10 protein-coding genes are annotated in these 12,723 nt (G+C 73.9%); 7 read left to right on the forward strand and 3 right to left on the reverse strand.

From position 1 onward, the window contains the following. The first annotated feature begins 90 nt into the window (after positions 1–90). The 3 genes from ACSNOA_RS05580 (at position 91) to ACSNOA_RS05590 (ending at position 2,499) form a co-directional block, all read left to right on the forward strand. On the forward strand, positions 91–630 hold the full coding sequence (locus ACSNOA_RS05580; RefSeq protein ID WP_436656853.1) for an RNA polymerase sigma factor: 540 nt from the start codon (positions 91–93) through the stop codon (positions 628–630). 10 nt (positions 631–640) lie between these two features. Further along, the gene (locus ACSNOA_RS05585) at positions 641–1,687 is read left to right on the forward strand and encodes a CU044_5270 family protein (RefSeq protein WP_436656854.1); all 1,047 of its coding nucleotides are present in this window, start codon (positions 641–643) and stop codon (positions 1,685–1,687) included. Between the two features lie 134 nt (positions 1,688–1,821). Continuing rightward, positions 1,822–2,499, forward strand: a complete 678-nt coding sequence (locus tag ACSNOA_RS05590) for a GOLPH3/VPS74 family protein (protein WP_436656855.1) — start codon at positions 1,822–1,824, stop codon at positions 2,497–2,499. Between the two features lie 123 nt (positions 2,500–2,622). Here ACSNOA_RS05590 and ACSNOA_RS05595 read toward each other — a convergent pair whose 3' ends face one another. Beyond that, positions 2,623–4,290 carry a phospho-sugar mutase gene (locus tag ACSNOA_RS05595; RefSeq protein WP_436656856.1) on the reverse strand — a complete coding sequence of 556 codons (1,668 nt, stop codon included), beginning with the start codon at positions 4,288–4,290 and terminating at the stop codon, positions 2,623–2,625. 69 nt (positions 4,291–4,359) lie between these two features. After that, entirely contained in the window at positions 4,360–6,396 is a 2,037-nt protein-coding gene (locus tag ACSNOA_RS05600; protein WP_436656857.1) for a protein kinase domain-containing protein, read from the reverse strand. 205 nt (positions 6,397–6,601) lie between these two features. Between ACSNOA_RS05600 and ACSNOA_RS05605 the strand changes: the two genes are divergently transcribed. After that, entirely contained in the window at positions 6,602–8,185 is a 1,584-nt protein-coding gene (locus tag ACSNOA_RS05605) for an acyl-CoA mutase large subunit family protein (protein ID WP_436656858.1), read from the forward strand. 639 nt (positions 8,186–8,824) lie between these two features. Continuing rightward, on the forward strand, positions 8,825–10,084 hold the full coding sequence (locus ACSNOA_RS05610) for an amidohydrolase (RefSeq protein ID WP_436656859.1): 1,260 nt from the start codon (positions 8,825–8,827) through the stop codon (positions 10,082–10,084). On the opposite strand, the gene ACSNOA_RS05615 is transcribed toward ACSNOA_RS05610, so the two are convergent. Continuing rightward, a complete protein-coding gene (locus ACSNOA_RS05615) occupies positions 10,041–10,982 on the reverse strand; it encodes a DUF4349 domain-containing protein (protein WP_436656860.1) in 942 nt (313 codons plus the stop codon). The two genes, ACSNOA_RS05610 and ACSNOA_RS05615, sit on opposite strands and share 44 nt — an antisense overlap. 116 nt (positions 10,983–11,098) lie before the next feature. On the opposite strand from ACSNOA_RS05615, the gene ACSNOA_RS05620 reads away from it, so the two are divergent. Both ACSNOA_RS05620 and ACSNOA_RS05625 read left to right on the forward strand, forming a co-directional pair. Continuing rightward, positions 11,099–11,725, forward strand: coding sequence for an MBL fold metallo-hydrolase (locus ACSNOA_RS05620; RefSeq protein ID WP_436656861.1), 627 nt, complete (start codon positions 11,099–11,101; stop codon positions 11,723–11,725). Positions 11,726–11,729: 4 nt separating this feature from the next. After that, positions 11,730–12,692, forward strand: a complete 963-nt coding sequence (locus ACSNOA_RS05625; RefSeq protein ID WP_436656862.1) for a hypothetical protein — start codon at positions 11,730–11,732, stop codon at positions 12,690–12,692. The last annotated feature ends 31 nt before the right edge of the window (positions 12,693–12,723 follow it).

The following is a 12,723-nucleotide window of genomic DNA, read 5'->3' on the forward strand; positions in this document are numbered from 1 at the left end:
CGATCGCATCCACCGCCGTCGGTAACGATGCACCCCGTCCGCGACACATACCTGGTGTCCTGTCAGGAACTCCGGTCGGGAGATCGATAGATGGAACCCGTGGGCGAGCGGGGGGAGGGCTGGTTCACCAGCCTCTACGCCACGCACTACCCGGACATCGTCCGGTACGGCCTGCGCCGACTCCCCGACGTGGATGCGGCCACCGAACTCGCGCAGGACGTGTTCGTCGTCGTCTGGCGGCGACGGAGTGAGGTACCGGAGCGGGCGCTCCCGTGGCTGTACGGCGTGGCCCGGCATGTCGTGGCGAACCGGTGGCGACACCGCCGCGCCACTCCCGCCCTCCTTCCGCTTGCCGAGGCCGACCAGGTGCCCGCGCGGATCATCGAGCCGGACGCCCTGGTGCCGGTGCTCGACCTGCGCCGGGCGCTCGATGAACTGCCGGAGGTCGACCAGGAGATCCTCCGGCTGGTCGGTTGGGAGGACCTCAGCGTCGCGGACGCCGCCGCCGCTCTGGGCTGCAGCCGGTCCGCCGCCGCGGTGCGCCTCTTCCGGGCCCGGCGTCGCCTGCGCGCCGCCCTGGCCACGCACATGTCACTCGACGGCACCCGTCCGGTGTCCGCTGATGTCTGAGAGGAGCAGCATGCCCACACAACAGCAGGTCCGGGCCCTCCTCGGTCCGGCCGACCCGGCCCGCGGCGCCACCGTGCCACCGGCCCCGGCCGCCGCGCGCGAGCTGATCCTTCGGGCGGAACGGGAGGCGCAGCCCGAGCAGACCCCGATTCGGCGGGTCGCGAGCCGCCGCACGGTCCTGGTCGGTGGGGCCGCCGTGGCGACCGCGGTGGCGTCCGCGGGTCTGGTAGCGGCCCTGCGAGACCGACGTGCCCCCGAAGTGCCCGCGACGCCGCAGCCGGGCGAGGGGATCGTGCTGCGACCGGTGGCCTACGAGCTGACCACTGACGCCGAACAGGCCGGGCCGCACCTGCGGGCGCTCGCCGCGCACCTCGTGGCCGCGCCCTACGACGGTGCGGGTGGTCGCTACGACCATCACCGGGTCCGATCCTGGGGGAACATGGTCCAGGAGTCACCGGAGGGGCATGTCGCCAGCTATGTGGAGGAGCGCCGGAGTTGGGTGACGCGGGACGGCAGACGGTGGTCGGACCAGCAGACGCTCGACATCGAGTTCCCGGACGCGGCCTCTCGTGAGTATTGGACGAAGCAACTGGCCTCCGCGGGCGGTCCGCGCCCCGGCGCGACGTCCTCGCCGGGGGGACTTGTCGAGGAGCCGCCCGGTCAGGAGATCCGCCGGCTTCCCACCGACCGGGCGGCGCTCGCCCGCGCTCTTCGGAGCGACCTGCCGGCGGGAGACATGGCCAGGGTGGTGTACGACACCTATGTCCGTTACCTGATACCGCGTCGGGCCCGGGCCGACATCCTCACCATCCTGGCGGACAAACCCGGCTTCGTGTTTCGGGGACGGGTCGTCGACCGGGCCGGCCGGCGCGGCGTGGGGGTCACGGCCGATCTCACGCCTCCAACGCAGGATCCGCAGCGTGCGCAGATGCTGCTGGTCTTCGAACCGTCCACCGGCGAACTGCTCGCCCATGAATACCTGGAACTGGCCCCCCAGCGCCGCGTGCTCTACTACGGGCTGGTGCTCGAGGCCGGCCGGACCGACAGGCTCGGCTGACCGGTGAGGCGGTCCGCCGAGGTGAGCGGCACCCCGATCCCGCCCGCGCAGACGGGGCCGGGTGCCACGGATCTCCGACTTGCCGTCGGCGGGTTGGCGTACACGCGTGCGTCTACGGGTTACCGTCTGCGGCCATGACTGGTGTTGCGCTCGCCGAAGAGCTGCTGCTGCTCGCGTACGACGACGAAACGGGCAAGGCGACCATGCCGAGGATCAGCCTCGACCTGGGCATGGCCGCCGCGGTGTTGATCGAGCTGGCGCTGGCCGGCCGGGTCGCGTACACCGACGGCAACCTGACGGTGGTCGACCCGACGCCTACCGGTGAGCCGGTGGCCGACGGTGTGCTGGCCCGGATGGCCGCCGACACCCCGCACTCCGCCTCGTCCTGGGTGCAGCGGTTGCGGCACGGCCTGCGCGACCGGATCCTGGGCGACCTGTGCAGCCAGGGGGTCGTCCGGGACGTCGACGAGACCGAGCTGGGCTTCATCCACGTGCACCGGTACCCGGTGGTGGACAGGACGGTGGAGGCGGACACCCGCCGCCGGCTGGCCGAGGCGCTCACCGGCGGCGCGGCCCCGGACGAGCGGACCGCCGCCCTCGCGACCCTGGTCGCCGTGCTGCGGATGGAGTCAGCCCTCGGCGTGAGCGACGGCGCCGCCGAGCACGCCCGCCAACGGCTCGCGGAGATCGCCAGCGGGGCGGGTTTCTCCGGCGAGGTCACCGCGGACGACTCGGTGGTCCGCCCCTCGGTGGGCCTCGTCGTGGCCGCCCTGGCCCAGGCCGTGAACGCCGCCCTGGGCCCGCGCCACTGACCACCCGGCCCAGGCCGTGAACGCCGCCCTGGGCCCGCGCCACTGGCCACCCCCAGCCCAGGCCGCATCCGCTCCGCGCGATGCCATCGAAGGCAGCACGCGCAACCGGCGGGCGGGCGCGGGTCAGAGGCCCAGCGCCTCGGCGATCTCGGCGCGTAGTTCGGCGACGGCCTGGCTGGCCCGGTCGCGGGCCGCCTCGACCTCGCCCTCCGCGACGGGTTCCACGACCTCCAGGTACGCCTTCAGCTTCGGCTCGGTGCCCGACGGGCGGATCACCACCCGGGCCGACGGGGTGCGCAGGATCACCACGTCCGCCTCGGGGAGCAGGTCCTCGGTGGTCTCGACCGGGTGCCCCAGCAGCGACGTGGGGGTGGACGCCCGCAGCCGGGCCATCGCGTCGGCGATCTGCTTGAGGTCGTCCACCCGCACCGAGAGCTGGTCGGTGTGGTGGACCCCGAACTCGGCGGCCAGCTCGTCGAGCCGGTCGGCGAGGGTCCGCCCCTGCGTCTTGAGGCCGGCGGCCAGCTCGGCCACGGTCAGCGCGGCCGTGATCCCGTCCTTGTCGCGCACCAGGTCCGGTGCGACGCAGTAGCCGAGCGCCTCCTCGTACCCGAAGACCAGCGGGTCCGAGCCGCCGCCGGCCCGGACGATCCACTTGAACCCGGTGAGCGTCTCGTCGTACGGCAGCCCGCGCGCCGCGCACATGGCCCGCAGCAGCGACGACGAGACGATCGTGGTGGCGTAGAGGCCGGTCACGCCGCGGCGCATGAGGTGGTCGGCGAGCAGCACGCCCACCTCGTCGCCGCGGAGCATCCGCCACCCGGCCGCCCCGTCGCGGACGGCCACGGCGCAGCGGTCCGCGTCGGGGTCGTTGGCGATGGCGATGTCCGCCCGGGTCGCGTCGGCGAGGGCGATCAGCCGGTCGACGGCGCCGGGCTCCTCCGGGTTGGGAAAGGAGACGGTGGGGAAGGTCGGGTCCGGCTCGGCCTGCTCGGGCACGACCCCGGGCACCGGGAAACCGGCGCGGGCGAACGCGGCCGTGAGCACGGCCCCACCCACGCCGTGCAGCGGGGTGTACGCCACGGACAGGTCCCGCGACCCCTCGGGCGCGATCACGGCGGCGGCCCGTTCCACGTACGAGGAGACGAGGTCGTCGCCGAGCACCTGGCCGGGCGGGCCGAGCGGCACCTCGGCCAGCGGGCCGACGGCCCGGATGGCGGCCTCGATGCCGGCGTCGGCGGGCGGCACGATCTGCGCGCCCGCGCCGAGCTGCCCACCGAGCTGGGCGCCGAGGTAGACCTTGTAGCCGTTGTCCTGCGGCGGGTTGTGGCTGGCGGTGACCATCACCCCGGCCACGGCGTCGAGCCTCCGCACCGCGTACGCGAGCACGGGCGTGGGCAGCGGGCGGGGCAGCAGCAGCGCGGGGCGTCCCGCTCCCGTGGCCACACGGGCGGTCCGCTCGGCGAACTCCCGGGAGCCGTGCCGGGCGTCGTACCCGATCACCAGGGGGCCGGCGCCGCCCTGGTCGGCGAGCCAGCCGACGAGCCCCGCGGCCGCCTGGGTCACCACGGCGAGGTTCATCCCGTTCGGGCCGGCCCGCAGCGGGCCGCGCAGCCCGGCGGTGCCGAAGGTCAGCGGGCCGGCGAACCGGTCGGCGAGGTCGCCGGCGCTCGCCGGCAGCCGGTCGAGGACCGCCTCCAGCTCCGCCCGGCTGGCCGGGTCGGGGTCGTCGTCGAGCCAGCGTCGGGCCCGCGCGCGGATGTCGTCGATGTCAGTGGTGTCCGCCGGCATGCCTCTTGATAGCACGCCGACGGATCACCGCTGACGGTTCCCTCCCGGCCGGGCCGCCCGGCGGCCCGCTCAGCCGGCGTCGGTGAGCTTGAAGGTGCGCACCATCTCGTCGAAGATCGGCTTGCTCTCGGCGTACCGGGCGTCGGTCACCGACAGGTAGAACGAGTAGATCTTCCCGTTGCTGACCACGCCCCGCCACACGCCGTGCCGCCTCGAGTCGCTCTCGCCGCAGGTGTACTCGAACTCGGCCGCGGGCTTGCCGGCCAGCTCCTGCTCGGTCATGGCGATCCGGGCGTACGGCTTGGGGCAGCTCTTCGCCTTCTTCAGGTTGCCCTCGGCGATCTCGGCCCAGCGCATCGAGCTGGTGCCGCTGAAGTTCTCGGTGAGGATGCGCACCTTGCGGCCGCTGTCCTCCGGGTCGACGTAGTCGATGTAGACGCCGCCGGTCGCCTTCTCCCAGCCCTTCGGCACCATCACCTGGACGCCGCGGGCCGTGTGCTCCTGCATGTCGACGCCCGGGCCGGCCGGTGCGGTGGCGGTCGGCTGGGCCTGCGGGGCGGGTGGCGCGTCGTCCCCGCCGCTGAACAGGGCGACCGCCCCGATCACCAGCAGCACGGCGAGACCACCGGCCGCGGCGAGCTGGACGTTGCGCGGCCAGCCCTTGACGGTGCGGACCAGTTCGGCGCCCACCCGCCGGACGCGGTCGAGCGGCCCGCCGGTGCCCGGCGTGGCGGCGGGCGAGGTCCACGGCTGCCCGGTGCCGGGGACGGACCACTGGCCGCCGCCGTAGGTGCCGCCCAGCCGCTGGGTCGCCTCGGGCGCGCCCGGGTACGGAACCGCCTGCGTGGCGTCCGGCCGGACCCCCCAGGTGACCCGCTGGGTGGCGTCCGCCTGCGCGCCGGCGTCAACCCGCTGGGTGGCGTCGGCGCTGCCGCCGTACGTGCGGCCGGGCGCCGGCATGGCCCCGGTCGGCGTGTGCAGCGGGCCGGCCAGCGCGTCGGTGCTGGTCTCGTCGAGGGCGGCGGCGTCCCCGGCGGCCGGCGCGGGCCGCTCGCCCCGCCGCAGCGCGGCCAGCCGGTCGGTCAGCGACTCGCCGGGGGCGAGCATGGCCGGGCCGCCGATCTGGCCGGTCGGCTTCGGCTCCGGCGGGGCCGGCGGCGGTGGGAGCGGCCGCTGCACGGGCACCACGGAGTACGGGTCGGTCACGGAGTGCACGGCGGCGGCGGTGTTGCTCAGCGGGCCGGCGAGCAGCTCGCGGAGCATCGCGCGGGCCGTGTGCACGTCCATCCGGCGCGCCGGGTCCTTCTCGAGCAGGCCCATGAGCACGTTGGTCAGCGGGCCGCTGCGCTGCGGTGGGGCGGGCGGGTCCTCGACCACGGCGTGCATGGTCTCGATCGGGTCGCCCTTGTCGAACGGCGGCCGGCCCTCGACGGCGGTGTAGAGCGTCACGCCGAGGGAGAACAGGTCGCTGGGCGGCCCGAACTCCTGGCCCATGGCCCGCTCGGGGGAGATGAAGTGCGGCGAGCCGAGCACCATGCCGGGCGTCGTGAGCTGCACGTCGGTCGGCATCCGGGCGACGCCGAAGTCGGTCAGCACGCAGCGTCCGTCGGTGCAGATCAGCACGTTGGCCGGCTTGACGTCGCGGTGCAGCACGCCGATCGCGTGCGCCACCTCCAGCGCGCCGAGCAACGCGATGCCGATCTTGGCGACGACTCGCGGCGCGACGGGCCCGTCCTCGATGACCATGTCGGCGAGGCTGCGGGCGTCGAGCAGCTCCATCACGATCCACGGCCGGCCGGCCTCGGTCACGACGTCGTACACCTGCACGACGGCGGGGTGCTGGATCGCCGCGGCGGCGCGGGCCTCGCGGAGGGTGCGCTCGTACATGGCGTCGCGGTCGCTGGGGGCCAGCCCCGGGGGGAGGACGACCTCCTTGACCGCCACGTCCCGCCGCAGCAGAGTGTCTGTCGCGCGCCAGACCGTGCCCATGCCGCCGTTGCCCACCGCCGAGCGCAGCTCGTAGCGACCACCGATGGTGGTGCCGGGCGCCGCGCGGCCGCTGGGGGGACTGACAGGTCCGCCGCTCCAGGTCGGGATCTGAGTCACAGAAGAGCCACCGGGGGATATCGAGGGGGCTGGGACACAACCCCCCTATCTTGCTGGTTCCGACGCCCGATGCGAAAGCCGACGCGTCGGGCGTTTGTCGAAGTCGACGTTACGTGCCGAGTCGTTCACCTCTCGTTGACCTTCCCCGACGCACTGTGCGGAATCCCTCACCGCGGGCCGCCGCGGCGCGTCCTACCATCCGGGGATGAGCGAACGGCGGTTGAGCGAGTCCGGTTTCCCCATCCAGGGCGTCTACACGGCGACCGACCTTCCGGACGACCTGGACTCGCGGCTGGGCGCGCCGGGCGAGTTCCCGTACACCCGCGGTGTCTACCCGACCATGTACACGTCCCGCCCGTGGACGATGCGCCAGTACGCCGGGTTCGGCACCGCCACCGAGTCCAACGCCCGTTACCACCAGCTGTTGCGGGCGGGCACCATGGGTCTCTCGGTCGCGTTCGACCTGCCGACGCAGATGGGGTACGACTCCGACGACCCGATCGCGCACGGCGAGGTGGGCAAGGTCGGGGTGGCCATCGACTCCATCGAGGACATGCGGCTGCTCTTCGACGGCATCCCGCTGGACAAGGTCTCCACCTCGATGACCATCAACGCGCCCGGCTCGGTGCTGCTCCTGCTCTACCAGCTGGTCGCCGAGGAGAACGGCGTTCCCGGCACCGCCCTGAACGGGACGATCCAGAACGACATCCTCAAGGAGTACATCGCCCGGGGCACGTACATCTTCCCGCCGAAGCCCTCGCTGCGGCTGGTCGCCGACACGTTCGGCTACTGCCGCAAGGAGGTGCCGAAGTGGAACACGATCTCCATTTCCGGCTACCACATGGCCGAGGCCGGGGCGAGCCCCGCGCAGGAGATCGCGTTCACGCTGGCCAACGGTGTGGAGTACGTCCGCGCCGCGCTCGCCGCCGGCCTCGCGGTGGACGACTTCGCGCCCCGGTTGTCGTTCTTCTTCGTGGCCCGCACCACGCTCATCGAGGAGGTCGCGAAGTTCCGCGCGGCCCGGCGGATCTGGGCGCGGCTGATGCGCGACGAGTTCGGTGCCAGGAACCCGAAGTCGATGATGCTGCGCTTCCACACCCAGACGGCGGGTGTGCAGCTCACCGCGCAGCAGCCGGAGGTCAACCTGGTCCGGGTGGCGGTGCAGGGGCTGGCCGCCGTGCTGGGCGGCACGCAGTCGCTGCACACCAACAGCTTCGACGAGGCGATCGCGCTGCCCACCGAGAAGGCCGCCCGGCTCGCGCTGCGCACCCAGCAGGTGCTGGCGTACGAGACGGACCTGACGGCCACCGTCGACCCGTTCGCCGGGTCGTACGTCGTCGAGGCGATGACTGCGGAGATCGAGGCGGCCGCCACCGAGCTGATGGACCGGGTCTTCGACCACGGTTCGGCGGTGGACGCGATCGAGGCCGGCTTCCAGAAGCGCGAGATCGAGCAGTCCGCGTACCGGATCGCCCAGGAGATCGACTCGGGCGAGCGCGTGGTGGTCGGCCTGAACCGGTTCCAGATCGACGAGGAGGAGCCGTACGAGCCGCTGCGGGTCGACCCGGCGATCGAGGCGGCGCAGGGGCAGCGCCTCGCGGAGCTGCGGCGGACCCGTGACGCTGGCGCCGTGGACCGCGCCCTCGGGGAGCTGCGTGCCGCGGCGTCCGGCACCGAGAACGTGCTCTACCCGATGAAGGAGGCCCTGCGCGCCCGGGCCACGGTCGGCGAGGTCTGCGGGACGCTCCGCGAGGTGTGGGGCCAGTACCGGCCCAGCGACCGGTTCTGACCCGTCGTACGCACGGCCGCCCGGCGCGTTCGCGCCGCCGGGCGGCTGTCGTGTTTCTGCTGCTCAGGCGCTCCGTCGTCGGGCTCGGGCGGCGCTACAGTCGGAAGCAGTTCCCCGGCCGGCGTGGCGAAACGCCCGCCTCCGGGACGGCACGCGCGGCGCCGCCCGTTCCGCCCCGGATCGCCCCGGGGCGGCGCTGCCCCGACCGGCGCGCGGCGTGTGCCCGTGGGGTTTGCGGGTACCCCGCTGGTGAACGGGGACGGACACCGTGTGCGGTTCCGCTCGGCGGGTGTGTGTGAGCGTTCGGTCCGGTTTGTTGCGGAGTGTGGTCGCCAATTGGCGGACTGTCAGTTCACCAAGCTGACTAATGCGACAATTCGCAACGAAGGCCCGAGTGGGCGAGCGTGGATTCGTGACCACCGAATCGGTTACGCGTTGTAGGAGGTGAGGCGGCCGATGACAGCGTTCGAACGCGATCTACCTGCTGCGCCGCAGATCTCCGAGCGCTCCCAGCAGGGCATTCGTGACGCTGTGCGCTCCGACCACTACCGGAACGAGGTTGCGCAGCGTCACCGTCGGAGGTCTAGGCTGTCTCCTGTTCCTGATGATCCATCCATCTCTAGTGATCGAGAATTCGACGTGACGAGTGCGTTGACGCTGCCGACCGGCAGCCAGCTGGCGTCGCCCTGGTCGGAGACGCCGTCCGGGTCCCAACCCCTGCCGTTCGAGCTGGACCAGTTGCTCGCGCTCCGCGTACCCGGGCTCGTCGCCACACGTCGTCACATCCACGCCCACCCGGAGCTCTCCGGAAACGAGTTCGACACCGCGGCCCTGGTCGCCCGGGAGCTCACACTGGCCGGGCTGCACCCGCGGATGCTGCCGAAGGGCAACGGCGTCCTCTGCGACATCGACGGCCGCCCGGACGGCCCGGTGGTCGCCCTGCGGGCCGACATCGACGCGCTCCCGCTGACCGACGTCAAGGACGTGCCTTACCGCTCGACCGTGGACGGGGTCTGCCACGCCTGCGGTCACGACGTCCACACCACGATCATGCTCGGCGTCGGGATGCTCCTGGCCCAGCTCGCCGAGCGCGGCGAGCTGCACGGCCGGGTCCGGCTGATCTTCCAGCCGGCCGAGGAGATCCTGCCCTGCGGCTCGCTGGAGGTCATCGAGGCCGGCGGCCTGGACGACGTCGTGCAGATCTTCGCGCTGCACTGCGACCCGAACCTGCCGGTCGGGCAGATCGGCCTGCGGGTCGGCCCGATCACCGCGGCCGCCGACAACGTCACCGTCCGGCTGAGCGGGCCCGGCGGGCACACCGCCCGCCCGCACCTGACGGTCGACCTCGTCGATGCCCTCGGCCGGCTGGTCACCGAGGTGCCCGCGCTCGTGAGCCGCCGGGTGCCGGCCAACAGCGGGCTGCTGCTGGTGTTCGGCCACGCCCAGGCCGGCACCCGCTACAACGTCATCCCCTCCGAGGCGTGCGCGGCCGGCACCCTGCGGGTGATGGACCGCGACACCTGGGAACTCGCTCCGAAGATCGTCGGTCAGGTGGTCCGGGACGTGATCGCCCCCACCGGCGCCACCGTCGATTTGGAGTACCTGCGCGGCCGCCCGCCCGTCAGCAACGACGCCCGGGCCATCCAGGTCCTCACCGCGGCCACCACCGCGGCACTCGGCCCCGACGGTGTCGCCGAGACCCCGCAGAGCATGGGCGGTGAGGACTTCTCCTGGTACCTGGAGTACGTCCCCGGCGCGCTGGCCCGGCTCGGCGTCGGCCGGTCCGGACCCAACGTCGACCTGCACCGCGCCTCGTTCGACGTGGACGAGCGCGCCATCCCGGCCGGCGTACGCGTCATGGTGCAGACCGCGCTGCGGGCACTGGAGGCGGCGCGCTGACCGGTGGCGCGACCCGGCGGCGCCGCCGCCGGCGCAGCGCCACGAGCAGCGCCGCCACCGGTACGCCCAACGCGACCAGCCACGGCAGCAACGCGCCCAGCACGGTCAGCAGCACGGTCATCGAACCCAGGAACGCCCGCCAGCCGTTGCGGAGACCCACGAGGAAGCCAAGCTCGGTCTCCTTCTCCGCCGTGGTCACGTCCGGTCCGACCACCGTGAGCGTGATGGTGGACAGCGCCGCGAGGTCGTCCAACCGGCGCTTCTTCGCCTCCAGCGAGGCCAGGTCCGCCTCCCGCTTCGCCAGCTCGGACTCGAGCGACACGAGGTCGCTGATCGTGGTGGCCCGGGCGAGCAGCCGCCGGCCGCTCTCGACGCGGGCGCGCTGGGTGGCGATCCGCGCGTCCAGGTCGACGGTCTCCTCGGTGACGTCCTCGGTGCGGATCTCCCGCTGCTCCGGCCGTCCCAGTTTCGCCAGCTCGTCGACCACGGCCGTGAACCGCGCCGCCGGCACCCGCAGCTGCAGCTCGACCCGGGCGTCGGCGGCCGCGCTGCTGCGCTGGTCGCCGCCGACGAAGCCACCCGCCGCGGTGACCGTCTCGACGGCGCGCCGAGCGGCGCCGTCCACATCGTCCGCCCGCACCAGCATCGTTCCCGTGTAGATGATCGATCGCTGGTCCACGCGCAGGTCCGGGGCGCCCGGGGCGGCCCCGGTCGGCGCGCCGGCGCCCGCCGCGTTGCGCTCGGCGGCGCCCGCGTCCGCCGGTCCGGCCGCCGGCGCCCCGGCCGAGGTGGCCCTGTCTTCGCCGCCGTCGGCCGTGCAGCCGCCCACGGCAAGCACCGCCGTCAAACCCATCGCCGCGAGCGCCACGCCGTGGCGCCGATCCGTCCGCCCGTCCATCCCCGCTCCCGTCTGCGTCCGCCCGAAGTGGGCGATACCTCGGACGCGGCGCGTGAGCACGCCGGTTCCGGCAGACTGCGCTGAGGACGTCACGATTCGATAATCGAGGAGTCACGATGCAGCTCACCAAGTACGCCCACTCGTGCCTGCGGGTCGAGCACGACGGGGGAGTGCTGGTCATCGACCCCGGCGTGTTCAGCGACCCGGCGGCGCTGGACGGGGCGGACGCGGTGCTGATCACGCACGAGCACCCGGACCACCTGGACGCCGCCGCGATCACCCGGCAGCTCGACCGGCGGCCGTTCACGCTGCACGGGCCGTCCTCGCTCTCGGCCGCGCTCGGCGACGCGGCCGAGACCCTGCAACCGGTGCGGGCCGGCGAGTCGTTCACGGCGGCCGGGGTGGCCATCCGCGCGTACGGCGGGCGGCACGCGGTGATCCACCCGGACATCCCCGTCGTCGAGAACATCGGCTACCTGATCAACGACGTGGTCTACCACCCGGGGGACTCGCTCGTGGTGCCGGACCTGCCGGTCGACACGCTCTTCGCGCCGATCCACGCCCCGTGGAACAAGTTCTCCGAGGTGCTCGACTTCATCCGGGCGGTCGCGCCGCGCCGGGCGTACGCGCTGCACGACGCGCTGCTCAACGACAACGGCTACGCCGTGCTCGACCGCCAGTACAGCGCGCTGTCCCGCACCGACTACCGGCGCCTGGAGCCGGGCACGCGGGTGGACGCCTGAGGCGATGCCCGACCCCTCGCCCGAGCTGGTCCGGCAGCTCTACAGCACGCCTCCCGACCGGTTCGTCGCCGCCCGGGACGCGGCGGTCGCCGAGGCACGCCGCGCCGGCGACGCGGCGACCGCCCGGCAGATCGCCCGGCTGCGCCGGCCCACGGTGGCCGCGTGGCTGGTCAACCTGCTCGCCATCCGCCGACCCGAACTCGTGGCCGATCTGGTGGAGCTCGCCGGGTCGCTGCGATCGGCCCAACGGGAGCTGCGCGGCCCGCGCCTGCGGGAACTCTCCGCGCAGCGGCGGGCAGTGGTCGGTGCGCTCGTCGCCGAGGTACGCAAGCTGGCCGCCGGCGAGGAGGGCGCCCCGTCGGCCGGGAAGCTGCCGCTGGCCGAGGTGGAGGCGACCCTCAACGCGGCGCTCGCCGACACCGAGGTGGCCGAGCAGCTCCGCGCCGGCCGGCTCCTGCGGGCGGCCACGTACGCCGGCTTCGGCGAGGTGCCCCGGCCCCAGCTGCGCCTCGTCACCGGCGGCGAGGACGAGGAGGAGCGCCGGCCGCCGAAGGAGGCGGGCCGGGCCCCCGCCCAGCGGGCCCCGGGCGACCGGGCGGCCGAGCGGGCCGCGGAACGGGCCGAGAAGGCCGCCCGGGCCGAGCGGGCGCGGCAGCGCCGGGCGCTCGAACGTGAGCTCGCGAAGGCGCGTACCGACCAGGAGCACGCCGAGTCGGAGCTGGCCGACGCCACGGAGGCCGAGCGCGACGGCGCGGCCGCTCTCGACGACATTGAGGCCGAGCTGGCCGAACTGGAGCGGCGGCGGGCGGTCGCCGAGCAGGAGCTGAGTCGGGCGAAGCTGGCCCGCCGCGGGGCGGAGCGGACGCTCACGGCGGCCCGCCGACGCACGGGCGAGGTCGAGGCGGCCATGGAGGCGCTCGAGGCCGAGGAGGGGGCTGCCGGGACGGGGCGCGGCGAGGCAGACTGACGTCGATGGACGGACGTGGGGTGCGGGCGGG

Origin of the sequence: Micromonospora sp. URMC 103 (assembly GCF_051386435.1) — a bacterium.
Classification (GTDB): Bacteria; Actinomycetota; Actinomycetes; order Mycobacteriales; family Micromonosporaceae; genus Micromonospora.